Source organism: Chromobacterium sp. HL1 (assembly GCF_057418835.1).
The window spans coordinates 3,926,819-3,950,522 of the sequence record NZ_CP162399.1 but is presented as its reverse complement, the minus strand read 5'-3'; the positions used below and the strand labels follow the sequence as shown (position 1 = coordinate 3,950,522).

Genomic DNA, 23,704 nt, shown 5'->3' with positions numbered 1-23,704 from the left:
TCAGATCGCCAGCAATGCGGCGACGACGCGGCGGTCTTCCGCCAGCAGGATGTTGAAGGTGCGACAGGCGGCCTGGGTGTCCATGGTTTCCACGCCTATGCCGGCGTTGGCCAGCGCGGCGGACAGACGCGGATGGCAAAAGCGCAGGCTTTTGCCGGTGCCGAAGAGCACCACTTCCGGCTGCAGCGCCAGCAGCGCGCTGAAATGGCTTTCCTGCAAATCCTCGAAAGCGTCCACCGGCCAGGGCGCCACGCTGTCCGCGGTGACGATCAGATTGCCCTCGTGGCGCTGGGCGTTGATTAGAACATGGCCGTCGCCATAGCCGGTGAACAAGTTGCGGCCTTGCCCCAGCGATTGCTGCATTTTCATGTGAGCGGATTCCCGATTGCGAGCGCTGCGGCGGACGGCCCTTTCCGGGCGCGAATACCTGCTGCAGTGCATCAGAGATTGGGATAGGATTATAACTCGACCCCGCCGCTGATTGCCGCCACAACGTCAACGTGGTCATCGCTTCAGCGGGGACATCCAAAGAGATCAGATGAAAGAACACAAACCGCGCCGCCAGGGCAAGACCGCCGTCTCCGGCGGGCGGCAAGCCACGGAAACCATTGTCGTCATGCAGCCAGTCCATAAATCGCAAAAACTCGCCAACGTTTGTTACGACATCCGCGGTCCGGTGCTTGAGCACGCCAAGAAGATGGAAGACGAAGGCCATCGCATCATCAAGCTGAACATCGGCAACCCGGCGCCGTTCGGCTTCTTCGCGCCGGACGAAATCATCGAGGACGTGATCGTCAACCTGCCGTCCGCCTCCGGCTATTCCGATTCCAAGGGCCTGTTCGCCGCGCGCAAGGCGATCATGCATTACGCCCAGCAAAAGCAGCTGCCCAATGTGGGCATGGACGACATCATCGTCGGCAACGGCGTGTCCGAGCTGATCGTGATGTCGATGCAGGCGCTGCTGGACAACGGCGACGAAGTGCTGGTGCCGGCGCCGGATTACCCGCTGTGGACCGCCGGCGTCAGCCTGGCCGGCGGCAAGGCGGTGCATTATCTGTGCGACGAAGAGCAGGGCTGGTTCCCCAGCATCGACGACATCCGCGCCAAGATCACGCCGGCCACCCGCGCCATCGTGGTGATCAACCCCAACAATCCCACCGGCGCGGTCTACCCGCCGGCGCTGCTCAAGCAGATCGTGGAAGTGGCGCGCCAGCACCAGCTGATCATCTACGCCGACGAAATCTACGACAAAGTGCTGTACGACGAGGTCAAGCACACCTCCATTGCCTCCTTGGCGCCGGATCTGTTCGTGGTCACCTTCAACGGCCTGTCCAAGAATTACCGCGCCTGCGGCTACCGCGCCGGCTGGATGATTCTGTCCGGCGAGAAGAAACACGCCAAGGACTATATCGAAGGCCTGAACATGCTGGCCTCGATGCGCTTGTGCGCCAACGTGCCGGCGCAGTTCGCGATCCAGACCGCCTTGGGCGGCTACCAGAGCATTGACGATCTGGTGGCGCCGGGCGGCCGCCTCGCGCGCCAGCGCGACCTGGCGCACAAACTGCTGACCGACATTCCCGGCGTCAGCTGCGTCAAGCCGCAGGGCGCGCTCTACCTGTTCCCCAAGCTGGATCCCAAGATCTACCCGGTCGGCGACGATCAGCAGTTCATCCTGGAACTGCTGCAGGAGGAAAAGGTGCTGCTGGTGCAGGGTTCAGGGTTTAACTGGATTGCGCCCGATCACTTCCGCGTGGTATTCCTTCCCAACTCGGACGATTTGGTGGAGGCCATCGGCCGCATCGCGCGTTTCCTGGAAAACTATCGCAAGCGCCACGGCGGCGAAGCCTGAAATCATGGCGGCTTGAGCCGGCGGACGGGGGCTGCGGCCCCCGTTTGGCCATCAGGCTTTCCTTGACAGCGGATACCGTCCGCTGCCAAGGAAAACTTGGGACACGCGCCCGCTGCGCCAGCAGCGGCCTGGCGGCGCGGCTCTTGATCAGGGCCGGCCGCCGGCGCGGGCCGCGCGCAAGGATCTTGCGCCTGGCCGCCGCGGGCAGGGACAGAATACTAGAGACAGGGAGCAAGAATGAAACCGATCAATATCGGCCTATTGGGCGTGGGGACTGTAGGTGGCGGCACCGCCACCGTTCTCAAACGCAACGCCGAGGAAATCAGCCGCCGCGCCGGCCGTCAAATCCGCCTGCTGCAGGCGGCCAACCGCAATCAGGCGCGCGCGCAATCGCTGCTGGGTCCGGACGTGGACGTGGTGGCCGACGCGATGCAGGTGGTGAACAACCCCGACGTCGACATCGTGGTGGAACTGATAGGCGGCGACACCGTGGCCAAGGAACTGGTGCTCAAGGCCATCGCCAACGGCAAACACGTGGTCACCGCCAACAAGAAACTGCTGGCGCTGCACGGCACCGAAATCTTCGCCCGCGCCCAAGAACAGGGCGTGATGGTGGCCTTCGAGGCCGCGGTGGCCGGCGGCATCCCCATCATCAAGGCGTTGCGCGAAGGCCTGTCCGCCAACCGCATCGAGTGGATAGCCGGCATCATCAACGGCACCTCCAACTTCATCCTGACCGAGATGCGCGACAAGGGCGCGAGCTTCGCCGAAGTGCTGGCCGAGGCGCAGCAGCTGGGTTACGCCGAAGCCGATCCCACCTTCGACATCGAAGGCCATGACGCCGGCCACAAGCTCACCATCATGGCGGCGCTGGCCTTCGGCATCCCGATGCAGTTCGACCGCTGTTACCTGGAAGGCATCAGCAAGCTGGAAGGGCGCGACATCAAGTACGCCGAGGAGCTGGGCTACCGCGTCAAGCTGCTGGGCCTGACCCGGCGCACCGCCGCCGGCGTCGAGTTGCGCGTGCATCCGACGCTGATCCCGGCGCGCCAGCTGATCGCCAACGTCAACGGCGTGATGAACGCGGTGCTGGCCAAGGGCGACGCGGTGGGGCCGACCTTGTACTACGGCGCCGGCGCCGGCGCGCTGCCCACCGCCTCCGCGGTGGTGGCCGACATCGTCGACGTGACCCGCTTGCTGACGGCGGACCCGGAGCACCGCGTGCCGCATCTGGCTTTCCAGCCGGACCAGCTGCAGAACCTGCCCATCCTGCCGATCTCCGACGTGGTCAGCTCCTACTATCTGCGCATCGGCGCCGCCGACCGCGCCGGCGTGCTGGCCAACATCACCCGCTTGCTGGCGGAGAACGGCATCTCGATCGAGGCGGTGATCCAGAAAGGCTCGGTGTCCGACGGCACCGCCGAGGTGGTGATCCTGACCCATCGCGTTCAGGAACAGGCGATAGACCGCGCCATCACCGGCATCGAGGCGCTGGAAAGCATTACCGGCAAGGTGGTGCGCCTGCGCATGGAAGAGCTGAATGATTAAACGCTGGCTGACCGGCCTCGGCGCCGGTCTGATCCTGGCGAGCGCCGGGGCGACGCCCTTGTCCCCCGGCCAGCACAGCCTGTTGCAGGGCTTTTTGATGCGAGGCTGCGTCAAGCGCACGCCGGCCTCGGACGGCGTCGGCCAGCGCTCCTCGGAGCAAGTGCAGAAATACTGCCAATGCGCCAGCCAGCATCTGGCCGGCCGCTTCTCCTCGGAAGAGGTGATGGGCGTGCTGACCGGCCAGATCAAGAAAGACGACCCGCGCGGCAAACAGCGGATGAAGGACGCCTCCGCCGCCTGCGCCCAATATCTGGAAACCCCCTGATGCGTTATATCAGCACCCGCGGCGGCATGGCCCCGCAATCGTTCAGCGACATCCTGCTGATGGGCCTGGCGCCCGACGGCGGCCTGGTGTTGCCGGAAAGCTATCCGCAGATCGGCCGCGAGCAGCTGGACGCCTGGCGCAGCCTGTCCTACGCCGAATTGGCTTTTGAAATCATTCGCTTGTTCGCCACCGACATCCCGGAAGACGATCTCAAATCCATCGTCGAGCGCACCTATACCCGCGCGGCTTTCGGCAGCGAGGCGATCACGCCGCTCAAGCGGCTGCACGACGGCCTGGCCGTCCTGGAACTGTCCAACGGCCCGACGTTGGCCTTCAAGGACATGGCGATGCAGCTGCTGGGCAATCTGTTCGAATACGTGCTGGCCAGGAAGGGCGAGCGCCTGAACATCCTGGGCGCCACCTCGGGCGACACCGGCAGCGCCGCCGAGTACGCGATGCGCGGCAAGGCGGGCATCCAGGTGTTCATGCTGAGTCCGGACGGGTTGATGAGCCCGTTCCAGCGCGCGCAAATGTACAGCCTGCAGGACGCCAACATCCACAATATCGCGATCAAGGGTATGTTCGACGACTGCCAGGACATCGTGAAGGCGGTGCAGAACGACCATGCTTTCAAGGCGCGCCACAAGATCGGCACCGTCAACTCCATCAACTGGGCGCGAGTGGTGGCTCAGGTGGTGTATTACTTCAAGGGCTATTTCAACGCCACCGCCGGCAATGAGGAGAAGGTCAGCTTCTGCGTGCCGTCCGGCAACTTCGGCAATGTCTGCGCCGGCCACATCGCGCGGCAGATGGGCTTGCCGATAGAACGCCTGCTGGTGGCCACCAACGAGAACGACGTGCTGGACGAGTTCTTCCGCTCCGGCGCCTACCGTCCGCGCGGCACGGCCAACACCTATGTCACCTCCAGCCCGTCGATGGACATCTCCAAGGCGTCCAACTTCGAGCGCTTCGTGTTCGATCTGCTGGGACGGGACCCCGAGGTGCTGAAAGCGCTGTGGCGCCAGGTGGACGCCGGCACCGGCTTCACGCTGTCCGCAGCGCAAATGGCCGCCGCGGCCGAGGTGTTCGGCTTCGCTTCCGGCAAGAGCGCGCATGCGGACCGGTTGGCCACCATTCGCCAGCTGGACCGCGAAGACGGCGTGGTGGTGGACACCCATACCGCCGACGGCGTCAAGGTGGCGCGCGAGCTGCGCCGCCCCGGCGAAACCGTGGTTTGCCTGGAAACCGCCTTGCCGGCAAAGTTCGCCGCCACCATACGCGAAGCGCTGGACCGCGATCCGCCGCGACCGGCCGGTTTCGACGGCCTGGAGGACTTGCCGCAAAAAGTGTCGGTGTTCCCGGCGGACGCCGGCGAGGTCAAAGCCTTTATCGAGCGCAGTTTGGGCTGACGCGCGTCGGACGAAAAAACGGCCCCCAGGGGCCGTTTTTTTTGCGTCCGCCGCGGCGTTAGAGCCTGTTCAAGGCCCCGTTCCATCCCTCTCGCCGACGCGCGACAGACATTGAACAGGCTCTTAAAACGTCAGCGCCACGCCGACATTGCCGGCGGTCTGATTGCTGCCGCTGCGGCCGCTGGCGGCGCTGAGCTGGCCGAACATCGACACGCTCTTGCTCAATTGAGCGCTGAGACCGGCGGTCCATTCCAGCCAGTCCGCCTTGGGCTTGCCCAGCTTGACGCTGTAATCGCTCAGGGTGGTGGCCAGGCCGGCGGTGACCACGCGGTCGTCGCGCTTGAACTCGTGCGCGTAGCTGAGTTTGGCGTAGGGGCTGAAACGGCCGATGTCGGCTTCCAGCTGCCAGCCGACGCGCGCCACCAGGGACGTGCCGTTTTGCGCGTTGAAGGCCATGCTGCTGCTGTTGCCTCCTTGCTCGGTGAAGCCGTTCACCTTGACGTGGGCGTAGTCCAGGCCGGCGATGGGGCCGGTGCGGTAGGTGCCCAGCGGCATCAGATAGCCGCCGGCTACGCGCAGGCCGTATTGGCTCTGGCGCGCCGTGCCGTTCAGCGTGATCCGGGCCGCGCCCAGCGAGACCTGGCGACGGGTGTCGATATCGCCGGCGCCGATGTGGGCGTCGCCGTCCAGCCAGAACCGCTCCTGCTTATAGCTGAACAGCGCGCTCATCAAGGTGCTGCGGTCGTCTACGCTGCCCGGGGTGGCGATGCCGTTGATGTCGGTCTTGCCGTTCTGGCGGGACATCGCCAGTCCCAGGCTCAGCGCCGGACTGGCCTGGAAGTCCAGACCCACGGTGTACAGCCGGCCTTGCGGCTTGGCGGATACGTCGTCGTAGCCGACCTTGTCGTCGTTGAAGGCGCCGCTGACGAAGGCGCTGACCACGCCGACTTCGCGCTTCTGCGCGCGGATGGCCTGGTAGCGGCTATCCAGCGTCCCGCCCAACTGGCGGGCGTTGTTCAGCGCGGACTCCGGCAGAGCGCCGGCGAAATAGGGCGCTTGCAGCAGGCCGTATATATAGTCGCCAATCAGCTGATAGGCGGCCGGAGTGGGGTGCAAGGCATCGGTGAACAGATAGCTTTGCCCAGGTATGACGGCGGCCAGGCAGTACAGCGCGGACTGAGGGCAGGCCGCGCCGGAGGTATTGCTGAAGCCATAGGCTTGCGGATTGGCCAGAAGCTCCGTGAACAGACCCGATATATTGGCCCTGACTATTCCGTGTTGCAGATTGCCGGCGCTAAGCGCCATGTCTACCAACTGGTTGTAGCCGCTGGCGCCTTTCTGAAGATTGGGCTGCACCGCGGTGTAAACGCTGCTCAGCGTGCCGGCGCTCAGACCGGCGGCGGTCTCCGCCTGGCTTAGCGCCTGATTGATCAGGGCGGGGGAATTGCTGGTTTGACCGGAGCTCAGTATCTGCCATGCGGCGCCCCAGGCGGCGACGACTTTGCCGGCGTTGCCGGCGCCGGGCAGAGCGGTCTGAATGGCGGCGAGAACAGAGAGTGGAGCCGCCGAGATATCAGGCAGATTGGGCAAGATGATGGTATTGGCCCCGGCGGCCTTGAGCGCGGCCACGGCTTGTACAGTGTAGCCGGCGGAGGCGCCCAGATAGGCGGTCGGATCGCTTTGGCTGCCGGCGGCAATGACGTCGTTGCCGCCTATCCAGATGGTGTAGGCCGCGTTGGGGTCGGCTTTTTGGCCTTTCTGGCCCAGATAAGCGTTGATCTGGCCCGGCAGGTCTGTGACCGCGATCGCATCGGCTGCAGGGGTCTGGCTGGGGGTGTCTGGATTGGTGTTGGGCGGGCTGGCCGGCTGCGCGCGCGCATCGCCCTGAGCGTAATTATTGCCCGCAGTATTGGCGATGTGGCTATTTAGGCTGTTGTTGGGCGATACGTTCTGGCCATAGTGCTTGGCCAGGACTTCGGCCCAGCCGGTGCCGTAGCCCAAGGTCCAGCGGGCGTTGGACGGCAGGCCGCCCAGGCCGCCGAAGGCGCCGGTGTCGGTCAGACTGTCCCCGAAAAAATAGAAATTGCTATAGGCGTTGGCGGCGGCCGGCAGGGCCAGCAGAGTGGCCACGGCCAGCGTGTTCAGGCGCTTGCGCATTTGGAATGTCCCCTTCCGGATAAAACTTTGGTTTTATTTAATTTAGATTTAAGAGTCTAAGCTCTATTCGAACGATTATTTGAATGTATGCATCGCATTGTCAATAGCGGCCCCAGGCTGCAGCCCTGGGCCCGCTTGCGCTAGAATGCGGGAATGCGACGTTTACTACTGTGGATGATGTGCTGCGCCTGGAGCGTGGCGGCGTCGGCCGCCATGCAGGATCTGGGGCGGCTGGAGGCTTTGGCCGGCGACTTTCTCAAGCACGAGTTGTCGATGCGGCCGGCCACCTGGACGCTGGGGCAGCTGGACCGCAAGCTGGCGGTGCCGGCCTGCGCGCAGCCCAAGGCGGATTGGGCGACGCCGGGGGTGACCACCGGTTCCACCTTCGTCGCGGTGTCCTGCCCGGAACTGGGGTGGGCGCTGCGGATTCCGGTGCGGATCAATGAAAAGAAAATGGGCGTGGCTTTGAGCCGCGCGGTGGCGGCCGGCGAGGTGCTGAGCGCCGCCGACCTGCGCCTGGTCGAGGTGGCCAACCCCAGCCTGGCGCGCAATGTGCTGGACGATCTGCAGCAGGCGATAGGCAAGACCATGCGCTCCGGCGCGCCGGCCGGCGCCTGGCTGCGCAGCTTTATGGTGCGCGCGCCTTATCTGGTGAACAGCAACCAGCGGGTCAAAGTGGTGGCCTCGGGCGAGGGCTTCGCCGCGGCGGCCGACGGTTTGGCGATAGGCAATGCCGCCGAGGGCGAGCAAGTGTCGGTACGCATGGCTTCCGGGCGGGTGATACGCGGGCAAGTTCAAGCGGACGGCAGCGTGATGGTGATATATTAGAGACGGTTCGCCGGCAGGTCTCGGCGCGCCGCGGCGGATAATTGGGCGAAAGTCTTCAAGATATTGTTTTTCCGTCCGATAATAGAGGTAATCCAGGTTCCCTTTGGGAAGGCCATGCCATGAAAGTAGATAACTCGGGCAAGCTGTCAGCAAGCTACAGCACCCAGAACAAGGCGGCGCCGCGCGACGCGGCCGCCAACGCCAACCCTGCCGCCAGTGGATCCGACAGCGTGACGATCAACCCTTTGGCCAGCCGTCTGAGCGCGGTGGAAAGCAAGGTCAGCGGCGATTCCGGCTTCGACGCAGGCAAAGTGGCCGCGATCAAGTCGGCGATAGCCGCGGGCACCTTCAACGTCAATCCGGAGAAGATCGCCGACGGCTTGATCGCCTCCACCAAGGAATTGTTGGCGCGCTGAGCGCGCGCAGGTGAGAGTCAGGCATGAACGTTGTTGAAGAATTCTGCCAGCTGTGCCGGGCCGAGAGCGCTCTCGTCGCCCGGCTGATCGCATTGCTGGAGCAGGAACAGAAGGTGCTGGTGCAGGGCTTTGACGTTCAGTTGGACGCCCTGGCCGAGAGCAAGAGCGGCGTGTTGGACCTATTGGCCGTCAGCGCCGCCCAGCGCGGCGAATTGATGCGGCGGATCGGCGTGCAGGACAGCGAGACGGTTTACATCTGGCTGGCGGACAAGCCGGAGGCCAGCCTGGCCTGGACCGGGTTGGAGGAGGCGATCCAGCGGGCGCAGAGCATCAATCAGCTCAACGGCAGCTTCATCGATCAGCGCTTGTCGCTGGTGGAGGGCGCGCTGAATACCTTGAAGGACGCCGCCGCGTCCACCGTGGGCTACGACAAGGCCGGCCAATTGCCGGAACTGGCCGCCGGGCGACGCTTTCTAGGCTCCGCCTGAGCGTTTGAAGCCGTTCCCGAGGGGGTATGCAAGAGCGCCGTTGCGGCGCTCTTGGCGTTTCCGTCCGACGGTTTTAGAGTCTATTCTCAAGGAGCAGTGGGAATGCCCTGGCCTTTATGGTATCTTCCTCTCCGGGCCTGAGAAAACCACTATCCGGAACCAATGACCCTGATTTCCTTGATTATCGCTCTGGCACTGGAGCAGTTGCGGCCCTTGGGCAATCGCAATCGCGTCTGGCTGCTGTTCACCCGCTACGCCAATCATTTGGAACGCAATCTGAATGCCGGCTCCAACCGTCATGGCGTGTTGGCGTGGTCCTTGGCGATCGTGCCTGCGGTCTTGCTCAGCTTGCTGATCTATTACGCGCTGCACGCCTTGAGTCCGATTCTGGCGATGTTGTGGAATGTCCTGGTCTTGTATCTGACCATGGGTTTCCGCCATTTCTCCAGCGCGTTCTCCGAAATCTCCCAGGCTTTGGCCGAAGGGCGGGATCTGGACGCGCGCGCCTCCTTGGCGAACTGGACCGGACAGGGCACCGCGGAGTTGTCGGTTGAGGAAATTTCCCGGCTGGCGATCGAGCAGGGGGTGGTGGATAGTTACCGCCACGTGTTCGGCACCATGTTCTGGTTCGTGCTGTTGCCGGGTCCGGCCGGCGCGCTGTTGTACCGCCTCTGTTCTATGCTGAATCAGAAATGGGGCAACCGCGACGCGAACGAGGACCCGTTCGGCCGTTTCTCGGCCAGCGCCGCCGCTTGGCTGGACTGGATTCCGGTGCGTTTGACCGCCGCCAGCTTCGCCATCATGGGCGATTTCGAGGATGCGGTGTATTGCTGGCGCTCCCAGGCCAAAACATGGGGGAACTACGCTAATGGCATTTTGTTGGCTTCGGCCGCGGGTGCGATCGGCGTGAAATTGGGCGATCCGCTCAGACAGGATTACTCCATACGCTTCCGGCCCGAACTGGGCTTGGGCGACGAAGCGGACCCCAACTACCTGAAAAGCGCGGTTGGTCTGGTCTGGCGTTCCGCCTTGCTATGGTTGGCCGTAATCCTACTGCTCAGCGTCGCAAGCCACATGGGCTGACGACCCAACGCCGCCGTCCGGGCGGCGTTGCCTTGTCCGTTCGTGTCATTTGAATACGGGGGCGTGTTGGCGCATGCGCGCAACAGGCCCCGCGAGTTTTGCAGGAGTGTTGTCCATGCTGTTTTCCGAACTCGGGTTGTCTCCCGAGATTCTGCGCGCCATCGAAGAACAGGGCTATTCCCAGCCCACCCCGATTCAGGAAAAGGCGATTCCTCTGGTCTTGTCCAGCCGCGATTTGCTGGCCGCCGCTCAAACCGGCACCGGCAAGACCGCGGCCTTCATGCTGCCCATTCTGGAGCGCCTGAAGAAATACGCCAACACCAGCGTATCGCCGGCGATGCATCCGCTGCGCGCCTTGGTGTTGTCGCCAACCCGCGAGTTGGCGGATCAGATCGGCGTCAACGTCAAGAGCTACACCAAATACCTGCCGCTGCGCGCCACCACGGTGTTCGGCGGGGTCAATATGGACCCGCAAACTCAGGAACTGCGCCGCGGCGTTGAGATCCTGATCGCCACGCCGGGCCGCCTGCTCGACCACATCCAGCAAAAAACCGTTCAATTGAACAAGGTGGAAGTGCTGGTGTTGGACGAAGGCGACCGCATGCTGGACATGGGCTTCATCCAGGACATCCGCAAGATCATGGGCATGCTGCCCAAAGAGCGTCAGACCCTGCTGTTCTCCGCCACTTTCGCGCCGGAGATCAAGCGGCTGGCCGCTGATTTCATGAAGTCGCCGCAAACGGTGGAGGTGGCGCGTCAGAACGCCACTAACGATCAGGTCGAGCAGATCGTTTACTCGGTGGACGCCTTCAAGAAGCGTCATCTGCTGACGCATCTGATCAAGTCCCGCGACATGAGCCAGGTCATCGTGTTCTGCAAGACCAAGCTCAGCGCCGACCGTCTGTCGCGTGAATTGCAGCGCGACGGTCTGCAAGCCGAAGCCATTCACGGCGACAAGGCTCAAGGCGCGCGTCTGGAAACGCTGGCGGCGTTCAAGGAAGGCAAACTGCGCATATTGGTGGCCACCGATGTCGCCGCCCGCGGTCTGGATGTGACGGAGCTGCCCTATGTGGTCAACTTCGAACTGCCGAACGCTCCGGAAGACTATGTGCACCGGATTGGCCGTACAGGCCGAGCCGGCGCCAAGGGCGTGGCGATCTCGCTGATGTCCCCGGAAGAAACCCGCCAGCACGACTCCATCGAGAAGCTGACCAAGCAGACGCTGACGCCGCAGATCGTGGACGGCTTCCGTCCCTCCTGGCTGGTGCGCCCCAACGAGCGCGAACGCGAGCGGGAGCGCCCGTCTGCGCCGCCCAAGCCGGAGGCTTCGGTTCTGGCCGGCTCCTCCGAGGGCGTGAAGAAGCCCTTGAACGGCCGCCGCAGCCGCAAGGCGAAGCGGGAAGTGCCGGCGCTGTTGCTGCCGCCGCGCTACAAGGTGGAAATCATTCGCTGATTGGGCGAACGAGCAAGGAACGGTCCCGAACGGGGCCGTTTTTTTATGGGCGTCGGCGGCACTTCCCGCCGGCCGCGGAGTCGGATGTCTGGGCGGTTTGCCCTGGGCGAGGAGAGCGCGATGCGGGTGAAATGGCTGCATATCGGTGTGGGCGGCGCGATGTTGGGCGTTGGCGCGGCGGCGGGAGCGACGACGACGGCTTGGCCGGCGTCGAGAAAAACCGAAGCCAAACCCGCGCCGGTGTCGGTGATGCTGGCGGAGGCGCAGCGGCTGGAGCGTCTGCGCGCGCTGGTGAAACAGCATGCGATCCAATGCCATTGCTCGCTGTGCCTGGGGCTGGGCGCCGCCGAAGCGAATGGCGGAAGAGAACAGGAGTCGAACCTGCCCGGGACCGCTGGCGGCCCCATCTGATTTTGAAGACCAGCCGCCCCACCGGGGACGCGTCTCTTCCTGCGAGCGAGCGGGCTCTTGGCCCGATGGCGTCCGGGCGACGCCAGCGCGCATTATATCGCGGAATCGGGATCGGAACCCGTTCACGATCGGTCGCGCGGCAAGGAGACGGGGAAAGGGCCTTGAGCACCGCTTTGAAACGCGGATGCGCGGCTAGTGCGATCCGCTTCCTCCGCCCCTGCCGGCTTGTCTTGCTGGTGAGAGGGTGAACCGGCGATAAGTTAATTTTATGCCTGATAAATAAAATGAATGTCTTGGCCTCGCCTCATGCCGTTAGAATGGAGAGCCCCGCCGAACGCGCCGCAAGAGCGTCGGGGCATTCCGTCTACCGAGAATAAAGGAAATCAGCATGAAGCACGTTCTGTCCCTGTTTATCCAGCTTTGCCATGTCGCCGGCCGTCCGGGGCTGCGTCGCGGCAAGTAAAGCATGGCCGGCGACGCCGGCGGAGCCAAGAAAAAGCGGCCCAAGGGGCCGCTTTTTCATTGCGCGCGGCGCGCCGCCCTGGCGGCGGGTCGCGGCTACTGTCCCATGGGACTGGTCTGGATGCGGGCGGATGGCGTTTTGTTGGACGGCTTGATATATTGGCCGGAAATATTTTAATGGCATTTTTGTTCTAATTAGATTCAATTATTTTGCTTGTGAAATCAAAGTTCAAATGTCATGAGTCCGGCGCGTGAAGCCGCCGGGCCAAGGACGCGGGATGAGCAGGGTTGGGAGCTTGGCATGGGGAAGAGCGGGAAGGCGGTCTTGAGCGGAGTGGCGCTGGCGTGTTGCGTGGCCGCGCTTCATGCCGCGCCGGGGCCTGTGGTGTTGACGGTGTCGGGCAAGATCAGCCAGTTCACCAATAAAGAAAAGAATGTGTACGAGTTCCGCGAGCAGGACTTGCAGAGCTTGCGTCAGCATTCGGTGGTGACCCGGACCACCTGGACGCCGCAATCGGTGTTCAGCGGGCCGCTGATGCGGGACATTCTGGCCAAGGTGGGCGCCAGCGGCCAGAAGGTCAAGCTGCGGGCCCTGAACGATTACGTGTACTGGATAGACCGCCGCGAGTTCTACGACTTCGACGTGGTGTTGGCGCGCTCGGTCAACAACAAGCCTTTGGACATCACCAACCGCGGTCCCTTATGGCTGATGTATCCGCTGGATCAAATGCCGGAGGACAAGAAAGGGCCGGTGATGGACGCTAAACTGGTGTGGCAGATCAACCGCCTGGTGGTGTTCTGATGCCGGCCGGCCAGGAGGGCTCGGGACGAGCGGTGAACAAGTCGATGCTGTCCGGCTGGAAGGGCATCCCGGCGCTGGCCTTGCTCGGCTTTTTGCTGCTGGGCATCGGCGTTTACATGGCGATCGAGCGTTATGTGCCGGCGCGCAGCTTTGAGGGACGCAGCGAGGATTTGTACTGGTCGGTGGCGCAGATGCAGCTTGAGTTGGAGAAAGCGCGCGCCGACTTATTGCGTTTGAAGGCGGGGGAAGTTCCCGAGTCTCAGGTGCAATTCCGGCTGGCGGTGGCCAACAGCCGTTTCCTGGATTTCGTCACGCCGTCCAAGATGCAGGAGATGCTGAGCCGCGTCGACGGCTTCAAAGGCACAGCCAGCCTGCTGCAGGATTTCTTCGAGGACGAAAACATCCTGCATCCCAGCGTCCGGAGCGCGCAGCAGAACATAGACCGCATCGACAGCATCCGGCCGTCGCTGGCGGAGTTCGCGGTCCAGGCGCGCGTGGCCGAGGTGTCTTCGCGCGACGCGCGCAACAAGGACTTGCGGCACAACCAGCAATTGGTCGCCTCGCTGTGGTTCGCGCTGGGCGGCATCTGCATGGTGATTTTCGTGCTGTTGTACCGCTATCAGGGCGCGCGTCGCGACGCCGCCGCGCGCCAGCAGCTGCTGGAGCAGGAGCGGGCGGCGCACAAGGCCACGGTGAACGCGGAGCTGGACCGCACCACCTTCCTCGCCACGCTGAGCCACGAGATCCGCTCGCCGCTGCAGACCATGCAGGTGTGCGTGGAGTTGATCGAGCCGGACATCGATCCGGCCGGTAAGGCCGCCAAGGCGGTGGGGCGCTTGAAAACCTGCATGGCGCATCTGATGACCCAGGTGCGCGACATCATGGACATCTCCGCGATCAAGAATATGCAGTTCCGGCTGCATATCGGCGATGTGGATGTGGCGGCGACCTTGAACGAGGTGATCGACGTGCATCGCGCGCAGTTGGACGGCAAGGGCTTGGGCCTGCATGTGCGGCTGGGCGAATTGCCTGAGACGGTGAAACTGGACGGCGACCGCTTGCGGCAGATCGTCGGCAATCTGCTGACCAACGCCATCCGCTACACCGATCACGGTACGGTCACGGTGGAGGCCGGCGTGGACAGCGCCGACGGTCGCAATATCCTGGATATCCGCGTGATAGACACCGGCATCGGCGTGCCGGAGGAGTTTCAATCGCGCATCTTCCAGCCGTTTTTCCAGGGGCACGCGCGCCGGGTGGGCAGCAGCGGGCTGGGCCTGGCGGTGGTCAAGGAACTGGTGTCCTTGCTGGGCGGGGAGCTGGAGCTGAAGAGCGTGGTGGGTGTGGGCTCCGAGTTCATCGTCCGCTTGCCCATCGTGGTGCCGGATCAGCCGCCGGGGCCGGAACGTTCGGTGCTGGTGGTGGACGACGACAAGAATATCCGAGAGCCGTTTTCCGATTGCCTGCAAATGAACGGCTACGCGGTGTCCACCGCCAGCTCGGTGGCGGAAGCTTGTCAGAAGCTGCAGCAAGCCAGCTTCAACGTGGTCTTGCTGGACATGCAGCTGGGCAATGAGAGCGGTTATTCGGTGGCGGAGGCGCTGAAGCGCAGCGTGCGCCACCGCGGCGTGAAAATCATCGCGATGACCGCTTACCCCGAGGAATACGCTGATCCGCGCGCCGCCTGGTTCGCCGCGCGGCTGGAGAAGCCTTTCGATATCAGCCGGTTGCGCGCGGTGTTGGGCCGGGCGCTGGAATCGCCGTCCGGCCCTGGACACGCAGGTTAGTCGAACAGCCGCGCCTCGCGCAGCAAATGCCTGTCCCCCAGGCGGCGGGTGAAGCCGCAGCGGTCGAAATACTCCAGGATTTGAATCGCCAGCTTACGGCCGCAGCCCAGTTGGTCGCGGAAGTTGGCGGCGTCGGCGTAGCCGGCGTCCTGATTCAGGCTGTGCACGATGGCCGCCATGCCGCGGATCGCCGCGCTGGAGAAATAGCGGTCCCGCACCACGGCGTGGACATGGCCCAGCTTCGCGGCTTTGCGCAGCACGGCGCGCGCCGTGTCCTCCTCCACGCCGGCCGCCGCAGCCAGATCCCGCACCCAATGCGGCTGTCCCTGATCGGTGAAAGCCGGTTCCAAACGCCGCCACAGCGCGGTCTCTTCCGCGTCGAAAGCCAGCACGTGGCCGGGCAGATGCAGCCAGCCGCGGGTATTGGCCAGCCTTCCCTCCGTCAGCAATTGATCGATCATCAAATTGACTGCGGCCTCGCTTTCCTGCGGCAGCGCCAGCCGGCGCGCGCGGCCGCGGCTGGCGCCCAGCTGGTCCGGCTGCTGGAGATGCAGCGCCGCCAGCCGTTCCAGCAGCTGTCCTTGCAACTCCGCCCAGTGTTCCGGCGCGTAAGCGTGCTGGCCGGCGGTGAGCAGCGGGGCGGCGCGCAGCAGCTCCGCCAGCCCGGCTTCGCTCAATTGCCGGTCCCAGGCGAGATCAGGCAGGGAAAGCGCCTGTCGGCTCAGGCGCAGCCGCAGGTTCTGGACGTTGTCGCTTCCGGCCGCGGCCAGGGCGCGCAGATGGGCCAGCCGTTCGTCTTGGCGCTTGCCGCGCGTAGGCGGCTGCCGTTCCAGCACCGTGGCGCAGGCCAAGGTGTGCTGCGCGCCGGCATCGCGCAGGATCAGCTTGTCGCCGTCGGCCAGGAGCAGCGGCCGGTCCAGGCTCAGTTCAGCCAGTCCCTCGTCGCCGGGATGGAGTTGCGGACGTTCCAGCAGGGCCACCCGGCCGGTGCAGTGGCTGGCGGCGTGATGGAGATGGATGGCCTGCCAGTGGCGCAAAGTGGCGTGAGCGGCCGGGGCCAGGCGCAAGCGCACGCTGACGCGGGCGGCCGGCGCCGGCGCCGCTTGCTCCAGCAGCCAGTCGCCGCGTTGAATCTGTCGTTTGTCGATGTCGCCGACCAGGTTGAGCGCAATGCGCTGGCCGGCCTGGCCTTGCCGCGCCGGCTGGTTTTGCACGTGCAGGCCGCGCACGCGGACGGCGACGTCCTTGCCGCTCAGCCATAGGGCGTCGCCCACGTTCACGCGGCCGCCCCAGGCGGTGCCGGTCACCACCAGGCCGGCGCCGCCTATGGTGAAGGCGCGGTCTATCGCCAGGCGGAAGCGACGTTCGGTTCCGGCGGCTTGGTCGCGCAGTTGCAGCAGATGCCGCCGCAAGACGTCGACGCCGGCGCCGCTGCGCGCGGAAACCGGCAGCAGCGCCGCCGCGCGCAGGCCGTGTTCGGCCAGCGCCCGCCGCGCCTCGTCCATGACGCCTTCCAGCGCTTCCGGGCCGGCCAGGTCGCTTTTGCTGATGGCCACGGTCAGGCTGTCCAGTTGCAGCAATTGCAGGATGGCCAGGTGTTCTCGGGTTTGCGGCATCACGCCGTCGTCGGCGGCGATCACCAGCAGCGCGTGGCGCACGCCGCCGACGCCGGCCAGCATATTGCTCAGGAAACGCTCATGGCCGGGCACGTCGATGAAGCCGATCGCGCCGCCCTCGGGCGTCGGCAGATAGGCATAGCCCAGGTCTATGGTCATGCCGCGCTTTTTTTCTTCCGGCAGGCGGTCGGCGTCGGTGCCGGTCAGGGCGTGAAGCAGGGCGGTCTTGCCGTGGTCTACGTGTCCGGCGGTGGCGATAATCATGGCGGGCGAAGCGGCAGGGGTAAAAGGCCAAGTATCGCCAGAAACGGCGGACTTGGCCATGGGCTGGGCTCAGCGGGCGGGCGAGGGGGCCGGCAGATAATGGCCGGCGGGGTCGATGTGGGCGAGCACGTCCAGCACCGGGTGCCGTTCAAGCACGCGGTGGCGCGCGGCTTCCGAGATGGCGTGGGCCTGTTCCACGCTGATGGCGCCGTCCACTTCCAGGTGCACGTCCACCTGGATCAGGTCGCCCATCTTGCGGGTGCGCAGATCGTGCACGCCGTGAATGCCCGGGGTGCTCAGCAAGGTCTGGCGGATGGCGGCGACGGCGTCGTCGTCGGCGGCGCGGTCCATCAGGTCGTGCATCGCGTCCCAGCCGAAGCGCCAGCCCATGCGGGCGACCAGCAGGCCCACCAGCAGGGCGGCCACCGGGTCCAGCAGCGGATAGCCCATCAGGTTGCCGATGATGCCCAGCGCCACCACCAGCGAGGAGGCTGCGTCGGAGCGCGCGTGCCAGGCATTGGCCACCAGCATGCTGGAGCGCACGCGCTTAGCCACCGCCAGCATGTAGCGGAACAGCGCCTCCTTGACCGCCAAGGCCAGCAGCGCCACCCACAGGGCGACGGCGTGGACGGTGGGAATGGAGGCGGGGTCGTGGAATTTCGCGGCGGCGCTGTACAGCATGCCCAGGCCGACGCCCAGCAAGAGCAGGCCCAGGATCAGCGAGGCGGCGTTCTCGTAACGGTGATGGCCGTAGTGGTGATCGTTGTCCGGCGCCTTGTGGCTGTGTTTGCCGGCCAGCAAGACTACGAAGTCGGCGATCAGGTCGGACAGCGAGTGCAGGCCGTCGGCGATCAAGGCTGAGGAGTGCGCCAGCGCGCCCACCACGATCTGGGTGGTGGAGAGGATCAGGTTGACCGCGACGCTGACCAGCGTGCTGACGCGGCCGGCGCGGCGTTTCTCTACGCTGTCGCCGTCGATGGCGTGATGAGTGTGGGCCATGGCAGTGCAGTCCGGCAGTGGGTGGGATGCCCTGATTATCGCACAAAGGCTATTAATTTTAAAAAATTGATTGTTTTTATTAATGAGAATGAGAACAAGAATGAACCTCAGCCGCGGCGGGGACGCCTTGTGACACAATTGGGGTTTTCCGGGGACGGGGAGGGGAATGGCTTTATTGCTGAAAAGCGCCTTGGGCGCGCTGGCGGTGCTGTTGATCAGCGTGTTGGCCAGGTCCAGGAATTACTATATCGCCGGCCTGGTGCCGCTATTCCCCACTTTCGCGTTGATCGCGCACTATATTGTCGGCAGCGAGCGCGGTGCGGCCGAGCTGAAAACCACCTTGCTGTTCGGCATGGCTTCGCTGCTGCCTTATTTCATCTATTTGCTGGCCCTGTATTGGCTGATAGACCGCTGGCGGCTGGGCGCGGCCTTGCTGGGCGCGGCGGCGTGCTGGGCCGCGGCCGCCGGCGTCTTGATCTGGCTATGGACGCGCCAATGAGGCCAGATTGGCGATGAAGCCGGCTTCGTCCTCCAGACAGCGCAGGTCCAGCCACAGCCTGCCGTCGGCCAGCCGGCCGATCACCGGCTGCGGCAGCGCGCGCAGCGCTTCGGCCAGCCGTTCCAGCGTGCCGCCCCGGCCGTCGGCCGGCGAAACCGCCAGCGCCCAGCTGGGCAGCCGGTCCACCGGCAGCGAGCCGCTGCCGATCTGGGACAGGCAGGCGGCGCCCTCCACCAGGTAGTCCGTTCCCAGCGCCGCGCTCAGCGGGGCGAGCAAGCGCTCGGCGCTGGCGCGCATCGCCGCTTGCGGGCGGCTCAGCCGGCGCAGCGTTGGCAGCGTGTCGGCCAGCCGGTCCGGTTCCAGATAGAGGCGCAGCGTGGCTTCCAGCGCCGCCAGCGTCATCTTGTCGCAGCGCAGCGCGCGTTTGAGCGGGTGCTGCTGAATCTTGTCTATCCATTCGCGCTTGCCGATGATCAGGCCGGCCTGCGGGCCGCCCAGCAGCTTGTCGCCGGAGAAGCTGACCAGGTCAACGCCGGCGGCGATCATCTGTTGCGGCATAGGCTCGTGCGGCAGGCCGTAGGCGGCCAGGTCGATCAGCGCGCCGGAGCCCAGGTCGGTGGCCACCGGCAGGCCGCGTTCGCGCGCCAGTTCCGCCAGTTCCGCCTCCGCCACGCTGCTGGCGAAGCCCTGAATCGCGTAATTGCTGGTGTGGACCTTGAGCAGGAGGCCGGTTTCCGCGGTGACGGCGTTGCGATAGTCCTTCAGATGGGTGCGGTTGGTGGCGCCCACTTCCACCAGCCGGCAGCCGGCCTGACGCATCACGTCCGGCATGCGGAAGGCGCCGCCGATCTCCACCATCTCGCCGCGGGACAGGATCACCTCGCGGCCGGCGGCGACGGTGGACAGCATGATGAGCACCGCGGCCGCGTTGTTGTTGACCACGCAGGCGGCTTCGGCGCCGGTGAGTTCGCGCAGCAGCTCGCTGACCGCCTGGTCGCGGTGGCCGCGGCCGGCGCCTTGCAGATCGAATTCCAGCGTGGCGGCTTCGCGCATCGCCGCGGCGACGGCTTCCACCGCGGCCTCGGCCATCGGCGCGCGGCCCAGATTAGTGTGCAATACGGTGCCGGACAGATTGAACACCGGCCGCATCCGCATGCGTTGCCGTTCGGCGACCCGGTCGCCGACGGCGGCGGCCAGGCTGTCGTCGCTGTCGGCCCAGGCGGGCAGCGCCTGTTGTTCGCGTATGGTCCGGCGCGCCTGCTCCAGCGTTTGGCGCACGGCCTCGGCCAGCGCGGCGTTGCCGTGGCGGCCCAGCAGGCGGGCTAGGCGCTCGTGGCCCAGCAGGCGGTCAACGGAGGGCAGGCGGGTGTACAGGTTCTTCAGGTCCATGGAGGCTTCCGGCGCAAGGTCAGATTCCTTCATTTTACCCGCTTACGCTCGAGCGCTGCCGGCTGCGTATAATGCCTGGATGCAGACACATCAAACGCCTCCCTTCGCCGGCCTGACGCCGGACGCCATTCTCGACGCCGTGGACAGCCTTGGCCTTTACAGCTCCGGCAGCCTGCTGGCGCTGAACAGCTATGAGAACCGGGTTTACCAGATCGGCATCGACGACGCCGCGCCGCTGGTGGCCAAGTTTTACCGGCCGGAGCGCTGGAGCGATGAGCAGATTCTGGAGGAACACGCGTTTTCGCTGCAATTGGCGGAGCGCGAGATTCCGGTGGTGCCGCCGCTGGCCTTCAAGGGCGCCACCTTGCATCATCACGGCGGTTTCCGTTTTGCTTTGTTTCCGCGTCGCGGCGGCCGGGTGCCGGAGTTGGGCGACGCGCGCACGCTGGAATGGATAGGCCGCTTTCTGGGCCGCATCCACGCCTTGGGCCGGGTGGAGGATTACGCGCGGCGGCCGGCTTTGGACGCGGACAGCTTCGGCCGCGAGCCGGCGGACTATCTATTGCGGCACGCGGACTTGCCGCCGGAACTGCGCGAAGTCTTCCGCGGCGTGCTGGAGCAGGCGCTGGCCGGCGTCGACCGCGCTTACCAGCGCGCCGGCGCGGTGAGCGCGCTGCGGCTGCACGGCGATTGCCATGTCGGGAATATGCTGTGGACCGACGACGGCCCGCATTTCGTCGACTTCGACGATAGCCGCATGGGGCCGGCGGTGCAGGATTTGTGGATGCTGTTGTCCGGCAGCCGCGAGGAGCAGTCGGCGCAACTGGCCGAGGTGCTGGCCGGCTACGAGGATTTCTGCGAGTTCGATCTGCGCGAGCTGCATCTGCTGGAGGCGCTGCGCACCCTGCGCTTGATCCATTACAGCGCCTGGCTGGCGCGGCGCTGGCACGATCCGGCCTTCCCGGCCGCCTTCCCCTGGTTCAACAGCCAGCGTTACTGGGAGGAGCAGATTCTGACGCTGCGCGAACAGATTGCGCTGCTGGACGAGCCGCCGCTGTGGTCTGCCTGAGCGTGCCGTTCAGCCGGTGCTGGCTTCCTTGCTTTGCTGCATCCTTTCCTTGACCCAGCTTTCGAAGTGGGGTGCGTCCATCGGCTTGGCGATGAAATAACCCTGGCCCATCAAGCAGCCGCGGTTGCCCATGAAGTCCAGGTCGGTGGTGGTTTCTATGCCTTCGGCCACCGTGGTCAGCTGCATGCGCTGGGCCAGTTCGATCACGCTGTTGAGCACCGCCTCCAGATGAGGCTTGGTGGACACCGAGGTGACCAGCGACTGGTCGATTTTCAGTTCGGTGAACGGGAAACGGGTCAGTTGCTGCAAGGTGGCGAAGCCGGTGCCGAAGTCGTCGATGGACAGGCCCAGGCCGCCCAGGCGCAGCCGGGCGGCGATGCCGATGGCTTCGGCCAGATTGTCGGCGATGGCGGTTTCCGTCACTTCGAAAATGATGAAGCGCGGCGGCACATGGGTGCTGAGCAGCCGTTGTTCGATTTGCTGGGTCAGGTCGTCACCCTTTAGCGACAGCGCCGACAGATTGACCGACAGCGGCAGCCGCAGGCCGCGGCGCGCCCATTCCTGCCATTGCTTCAGGCCCTGGTCCAGCATGCTCAGCGTCAGTTCGGTGGCCCAGCCGCTGGCCTCCACCACCGGGATGAAACGGGCGGGGGAGACGATGCCGAGTTCCGGGTGCTGCCAGCGCGCCAGCATTTCCGCGCCCTTGAGCAGGCCGCCGTTGAGGGTGACCTTGGGCTGGTAGTAGGGAATGATCTCGCCCTTGTCCAGCGCTTCGCGCACTTCCACCTCGCTGAACAGTTCGGCGTGATGGTCGTCGCCGCCCTTGGGCGTCCACACCCGTTTGAGCAGGTCCAGCAGCTCGGGCTGGCGCAGCGGCTTCTTTAGGCCGCCGAGCACCGGCAGGCCCAGTTCCCGTCCCATCAGCTCCACGGTGGAGATCAGCAGGTAATCCTTGCTGGAGGTGACCACCAGCGGTGCGCCCAGGCCTTCCCTGGCCATGTGCTGCATCACTTGCACGCCGTCCAGCTTGGGCATTTCCAAATCCAGCAGGATCAGGCTGGGAAGCTGCTCGCGCATCCGCTCCAGGCCTTCCTCGCCGTTGGCGGCCTGGCGGATCTGCTGCGCGCCCAGGCCTTGGCAGATCTCGCAGCCGTGCTGACGCTGCAAGGTGCTGTCGTCGATGATCAGGACGTCCTGGATATCCAGTTGCATGGTGTTTCCTCGTTCAACGGCAAATCGCCTTGGCGATGGTGTCCAGCGGCATCACTTCGTCGGCCGCGCCCAGGCGGATCGCCTCCTTGGGCATACCGAAGACCACGCAGCTTTCCTCGTCCTGGGCGATGGTCTTGGCGCCGCAGTCGTGCATTTCCTTCAAACCCTTGGCGCCGTCGTCGCCCATGCCGGTCATGATGATGCCCAGCGCGTTCTTGCCGGCGAACTTGGCGGCGGAGCGGAACAGCACGTCCACTGAGGGCTTGTGGCGGCTGACCAGCGGGCCGTCCACCACCTCCACCAGATAAAAAGCGCCGCTGCGCTTGATCATCATGTGCTTGCCGCCGGGGGCGATCAGCGCGCGGCCCGGCAGGATGCGGTCGCCGTTGCTCGCTTCCTTGACTTCGATCTGGGACAGGCTGTCCAGCCGCTCGGCGAAGGAGCGGGTGAATTTTTCCGGCATGTGCTGGACGATGGCGAGGCCGGGGCAGGTGCGCGGCAGCGCGGTGAGCACGGTTTCCAGCGCCTGGGTGCCGCCGGTGGAGGTGCCCACGGCGATGATGCGTTCGGTGGTGGCGAACATATTGCCGCCGGTTGGCGCGGACAGGATGGCGTCGGCGGACAGCTTGGGCCGGGTCTCCAGCGGGTTGGACGCCGGCGCGGCGCCGCCGGGCGCGGAGCCGCCGGCCGAGGGCATCACCCGCACCCGGTTCATCCGGGCGGCGGCGGCGCTGCGCACCGCGTGCACCAGCTGATTGGCGCTTTCCTCCAGGAAGCCCTTGACCCCGGCCATGGGCTTGGCGATCACCTCCACCGCGCCGGCGGCCATCGCCTGCATGCTGATGTCGGTGCCTTTCTGCGTCAGCGAGGAGCAGATCACCACCGGTGTGGGCCGGCTGGCCATCAGCTGCTTGAGAAAGGTGATGCCGTCCATGCGCGGCATCTCGATGTCCAGCACGATGACGTCCGGCCATTGCTGCTTCATTTTTTCCATCGCGGCGATGGGGTCGGTGGCCACATCCATCACCGTCATGCCGGTTGCCTGGCTGAAAACCTGGCTCAGCACCTGGCGAACCACTGCAGAGTCGTCCACGATCAGCACTTTGATAGTCATGCCCGAGTCCTTGCCTTATGGTGTGCGGAAATCCTGCTCATGTCCGCGTCCTGCGTCTGTTTTACCCACACATCGCCCGTGGCCAGATCGAACATCACCAACCGCGGGCTGTTGCCGCCCAAATCCTCCGCCTGCACCGATAGTCCGAGCTGCTTGACCAACTGGTAGGCCATGTCGATATTGCGCGAGGGCACGTCGTGCGGCTGATCGCGCTCGACGCCGGCCAGCACCGCGGCGCCGCCCACCAGCTTGGCGTGGAATTCCTGCAAGGGCAGGCCGGAGGCCAGCACCTCGTGCAGCATCAGCAGCATGGCTTCGTCGCCGTAGCGGCCGGACAGCGCCGTCGGCTTGCGGTCGGTGCGCCGCGCCAGCAGATAGTGGCACATGCCGCCGATCTTGGCCTTGGGGTGCCACAGCGTGATCGAGACGCAGGAGCCGAGCAGCGTGCGGATCTTGTGGTGCTTGTCGCCGAAGTACCAATCGCCGGGATGCAGGAATATATCGACTTCTTGTTTTGTCATTGC

21 protein-coding genes and 1 tRNA gene are annotated in these 23,704 nt (G+C 65.0%); 13 read left to right on the top strand and 9 right to left on the bottom strand.

Annotated elements, in window-relative coordinates; all coding sequences use genetic code 11:
* Entirely contained in the window at positions 1-369 is a 369-nt protein-coding gene (locus AB1Z25_RS17985) for an Mth938-like domain-containing protein (protein ID WP_227104880.1), read from the bottom strand.
* 247 nt (positions 370-616) lie between these two features.
* Here AB1Z25_RS17985 and AB1Z25_RS17980 point away from each other — a divergent pair, with 247 nt between their 5' ends.
* From AB1Z25_RS17980 to thrC, 4 genes are all read left to right on the top strand, one after another.
* Positions 617-1,849, top strand: coding sequence for a pyridoxal phosphate-dependent aminotransferase (locus AB1Z25_RS17980; RefSeq protein ID WP_227108608.1), 1,233 nt, complete (start codon positions 617-619; stop codon positions 1,847-1,849).
* A gap of 237 nt (positions 1,850-2,086) precedes the next feature.
* Positions 2,087-3,397: a homoserine dehydrogenase gene (locus AB1Z25_RS17975; protein ID WP_107800513.1), complete on the top strand. Its 1,311-nt coding sequence runs from the start codon at positions 2,087-2,089 to the stop codon at positions 3,395-3,397.
* Positions 3,390-3,722, top strand: coding sequence for a hypothetical protein (locus AB1Z25_RS17970; protein ID WP_107800512.1), 333 nt, complete (start codon positions 3,390-3,392; stop codon positions 3,720-3,722). The genes AB1Z25_RS17975 and AB1Z25_RS17970 overlap by 8 nt, the downstream gene beginning before the upstream one ends.
* Positions 3,722-5,131, top strand: coding sequence for a threonine synthase (thrC, locus tag AB1Z25_RS17965; protein WP_486635827.1), 1,410 nt, complete (start codon positions 3,722-3,724; stop codon positions 5,129-5,131). Before AB1Z25_RS17970 ends, thrC begins: the two co-directional genes overlap by 1 nt.
* 123 nt (positions 5,132-5,254) lie before the next feature.
* Here thrC and AB1Z25_RS17960 read toward each other — a convergent pair whose 3' ends face one another.
* On the bottom strand, positions 5,255-7,288 hold the full coding sequence (locus AB1Z25_RS17960; protein ID WP_486635826.1) for an autotransporter outer membrane beta-barrel domain-containing protein: 2,034 nt from the start codon (positions 7,286-7,288) through the stop codon (positions 5,255-5,257).
* Between the two features lie 153 nt (positions 7,289-7,441).
* On the opposite strand from AB1Z25_RS17960, the gene flgA reads away from it, so the two are divergent.
* The 5 genes from flgA (at position 7,442) to AB1Z25_RS17935 (ending at position 11,556) form a co-directional block, all read left to right on the top strand.
* A complete protein-coding gene (flgA, locus tag AB1Z25_RS17955) occupies positions 7,442-8,116 on the top strand; it encodes a flagellar basal body P-ring formation chaperone FlgA (RefSeq protein WP_227104876.1) in 675 nt (224 codons plus the stop codon).
* 119 nt (positions 8,117-8,235) lie between these two features.
* Positions 8,236-8,532 carry a flagellar biosynthesis anti-sigma factor FlgM gene (flgM, locus tag AB1Z25_RS17950; protein ID WP_019100618.1) on the top strand — a complete coding sequence of 99 codons (297 nt, stop codon included), beginning with the start codon at positions 8,236-8,238 and terminating at the stop codon, positions 8,530-8,532.
* A 23-nt stretch (positions 8,533-8,555) separates the two neighbouring features.
* Positions 8,556-9,020, top strand: a complete 465-nt coding sequence (locus AB1Z25_RS17945; protein ID WP_107800508.1) for a flagella synthesis protein FlgN — start codon at positions 8,556-8,558, stop codon at positions 9,018-9,020.
* A gap of 162 nt (positions 9,021-9,182) precedes the next feature.
* A complete protein-coding gene (locus AB1Z25_RS17940) occupies positions 9,183-10,103 on the top strand; it encodes a CobD/CbiB family protein (RefSeq protein WP_107800507.1) in 921 nt (306 codons plus the stop codon).
* A gap of 115 nt (positions 10,104-10,218) precedes the next feature.
* Positions 10,219-11,556, top strand: coding sequence for a DEAD/DEAH box helicase (locus AB1Z25_RS17935; protein ID WP_486635825.1), 1,338 nt, complete (start codon positions 10,219-10,221; stop codon positions 11,554-11,556).
* Between the two features lie 356 nt (positions 11,557-11,912).
* Here the strand turns inward: AB1Z25_RS17935 and AB1Z25_RS17930 are convergent.
* Positions 11,913-12,007, bottom strand: a tRNA-Sec gene (locus tag AB1Z25_RS17930).
* A gap of 723 nt (positions 12,008-12,730) precedes the next feature.
* On the opposite strand from AB1Z25_RS17930, the gene AB1Z25_RS17925 reads away from it, so the two are divergent.
* Positions 12,731-13,231 (top strand): putative pterin-binding protein, encoded by a 501-nt coding sequence (locus AB1Z25_RS17925; RefSeq protein ID WP_107800504.1) that lies wholly within the window; start codon positions 12,731-12,733, stop codon positions 13,229-13,231.
* Between the two features lie 32 nt (positions 13,232-13,263).
* Entirely contained in the window at positions 13,264-15,018 is a 1,755-nt protein-coding gene (locus AB1Z25_RS17920; protein WP_158274333.1) for an ATP-binding response regulator, read from the top strand.
* Here AB1Z25_RS17920 and selB read toward each other — a convergent pair.
* Together selB and AB1Z25_RS17910 are read right to left on the bottom strand one after the other, a co-directional pair.
* Complete coding sequence (gene selB, locus AB1Z25_RS17915; RefSeq protein WP_486635824.1) at positions 15,015-16,898, bottom strand: selenocysteine-specific translation elongation factor; 1,884 nt, start codon at positions 16,896-16,898, stop codon at positions 15,015-15,017. The two genes, AB1Z25_RS17920 and selB, sit on opposite strands and share 4 nt — an antisense overlap.
* A 69-nt stretch (positions 16,899-16,967) precedes the next feature.
* Entirely contained in the window at positions 16,968-17,897 is a 930-nt protein-coding gene (locus AB1Z25_RS17910) for a cation diffusion facilitator family transporter (protein WP_486635823.1), read from the bottom strand.
* A 166-nt stretch (positions 17,898-18,063) separates the two neighbouring features.
* Here AB1Z25_RS17910 and AB1Z25_RS17905 point away from each other — a divergent pair, with 166 nt between their 5' ends.
* Positions 18,064-18,396 (top strand): GlpM family protein, encoded by a 333-nt coding sequence (locus tag AB1Z25_RS17905; protein WP_107800500.1) that lies wholly within the window; start codon positions 18,064-18,066, stop codon positions 18,394-18,396.
* On the opposite strand, the gene selA is transcribed toward AB1Z25_RS17905, so the two are convergent.
* Complete coding sequence (gene selA / locus AB1Z25_RS17900) at positions 18,379-19,818, bottom strand: L-seryl-tRNA(Sec) selenium transferase (RefSeq protein ID WP_486635822.1); 1,440 nt, start codon at positions 19,816-19,818, stop codon at positions 18,379-18,381. The genes AB1Z25_RS17905 and selA overlap by 18 nt on opposite strands.
* A gap of 46 nt (positions 19,819-19,864) precedes the next feature.
* Between selA and AB1Z25_RS17895 the strand changes: the two genes are divergently transcribed.
* Positions 19,865-20,854, top strand: coding sequence for a serine/threonine protein kinase (locus AB1Z25_RS17895; protein ID WP_107800498.1), 990 nt, complete (start codon positions 19,865-19,867; stop codon positions 20,852-20,854).
* Between the two features lie 9 nt (positions 20,855-20,863).
* Here the strand turns inward: AB1Z25_RS17895 and AB1Z25_RS17890 are convergent, their stop codons facing one another.
* From AB1Z25_RS17890 to AB1Z25_RS17880, 3 genes are read right to left on the bottom strand one after another with little or no spacing between them, the layout of a single operon-like run.
* Complete coding sequence (locus AB1Z25_RS17890; RefSeq protein ID WP_227104868.1) at positions 20,864-22,066, bottom strand: EAL domain-containing response regulator; 1,203 nt, start codon at positions 22,064-22,066, stop codon at positions 20,864-20,866.
* Positions 22,067-22,079: 13 nt separating this feature from the next.
* Positions 22,080-23,180, bottom strand: coding sequence for a protein-glutamate methylesterase/protein-glutamine glutaminase (locus tag AB1Z25_RS17885; RefSeq protein WP_107800497.1), 1,101 nt, complete (start codon positions 23,178-23,180; stop codon positions 22,080-22,082).
* Positions 23,177-23,701, bottom strand: coding sequence for a chemotaxis protein CheD (locus tag AB1Z25_RS17880; protein WP_486635821.1), 525 nt, complete (start codon positions 23,699-23,701; stop codon positions 23,177-23,179). The genes AB1Z25_RS17885 and AB1Z25_RS17880 overlap by 4 nt, the downstream gene beginning before the upstream one ends.
* Positions 23,702-23,704: the final 3 nt, after the last annotated feature.

Excerpts from the sequence above, each read along its gene's own strand:
- AB1Z25_RS17985 (WP_227104880.1), bottom strand. The coding sequence starts at position 369 with ATGAAAATGCAGCAATCGCTGGGGCAAGGCCGCAACTTGTTCACCGGC.
- AB1Z25_RS17980 (WP_227108608.1), top strand. The coding sequence starts at position 617 with ATGCAGCCAGTCCATAAATCGCAAAAACTCGCCAACGTTTGTTACGAC.
- AB1Z25_RS17975 (WP_107800513.1), top strand. The coding sequence starts at position 2,087 with ATGAAACCGATCAATATCGGCCTATTGGGCGTGGGGACTGTAGGTGGC.
- AB1Z25_RS17970 (WP_107800512.1), top strand. The coding sequence starts at position 3,390 with ATGATTAAACGCTGGCTGACCGGCCTCGGCGCCGGTCTGATCCTGGCG.
- thrC (WP_486635827.1), top strand. The coding sequence starts at position 3,722 with ATGCGTTATATCAGCACCCGCGGCGGCATGGCCCCGCAATCGTTCAGC.
- AB1Z25_RS17960 (WP_486635826.1), bottom strand. The coding sequence starts at position 7,288 with ATGCGCAAGCGCCTGAACACGCTGGCCGTGGCCACTCTGCTGGCCCTG.
- flgA (WP_227104876.1), top strand. The coding sequence starts at position 7,442 with ATGCGACGTTTACTACTGTGGATGATGTGCTGCGCCTGGAGCGTGGCG.
- flgM (WP_019100618.1), top strand. The coding sequence starts at position 8,236 with ATGAAAGTAGATAACTCGGGCAAGCTGTCAGCAAGCTACAGCACCCAG.
- AB1Z25_RS17945 (WP_107800508.1), top strand. The coding sequence starts at position 8,556 with ATGAACGTTGTTGAAGAATTCTGCCAGCTGTGCCGGGCCGAGAGCGCT.
- AB1Z25_RS17940 (WP_107800507.1), top strand. The coding sequence starts at position 9,183 with ATGACCCTGATTTCCTTGATTATCGCTCTGGCACTGGAGCAGTTGCGG.
- AB1Z25_RS17935 (WP_486635825.1), top strand. The coding sequence starts at position 10,219 with ATGCTGTTTTCCGAACTCGGGTTGTCTCCCGAGATTCTGCGCGCCATC.
- AB1Z25_RS17925 (WP_107800504.1), top strand. The coding sequence starts at position 12,731 with ATGGGGAAGAGCGGGAAGGCGGTCTTGAGCGGAGTGGCGCTGGCGTGT.
- selB (WP_486635824.1), bottom strand. The coding sequence starts at position 16,898 with ATGATTATCGCCACCGCCGGACACGTAGACCACGGCAAGACCGCCCTG.
- AB1Z25_RS17910 (WP_486635823.1), bottom strand. The coding sequence starts at position 17,897 with ATGGCCCACACTCATCACGCCATCGACGGCGACAGCGTAGAGAAACGC.
- AB1Z25_RS17905 (WP_107800500.1), top strand. The coding sequence starts at position 18,064 with ATGGCTTTATTGCTGAAAAGCGCCTTGGGCGCGCTGGCGGTGCTGTTG.
- selA (WP_486635822.1), bottom strand. The coding sequence starts at position 19,818 with ATGAAGGAATCTGACCTTGCGCCGGAAGCCTCCATGGACCTGAAGAAC.
- AB1Z25_RS17895 (WP_107800498.1), top strand. The coding sequence starts at position 19,865 with ATGCAGACACATCAAACGCCTCCCTTCGCCGGCCTGACGCCGGACGCC.
- AB1Z25_RS17890 (WP_227104868.1), bottom strand. The coding sequence starts at position 22,066 with ATGCAACTGGATATCCAGGACGTCCTGATCATCGACGACAGCACCTTG.
- AB1Z25_RS17885 (WP_107800497.1), bottom strand. The coding sequence starts at position 23,180 with ATGACTATCAAAGTGCTGATCGTGGACGACTCTGCAGTGGTTCGCCAG.
- AB1Z25_RS17880 (WP_486635821.1), bottom strand. The coding sequence starts at position 23,701 with ATGACAAAACAAGAAGTCGATATATTCCTGCATCCCGGCGATTGGTAC.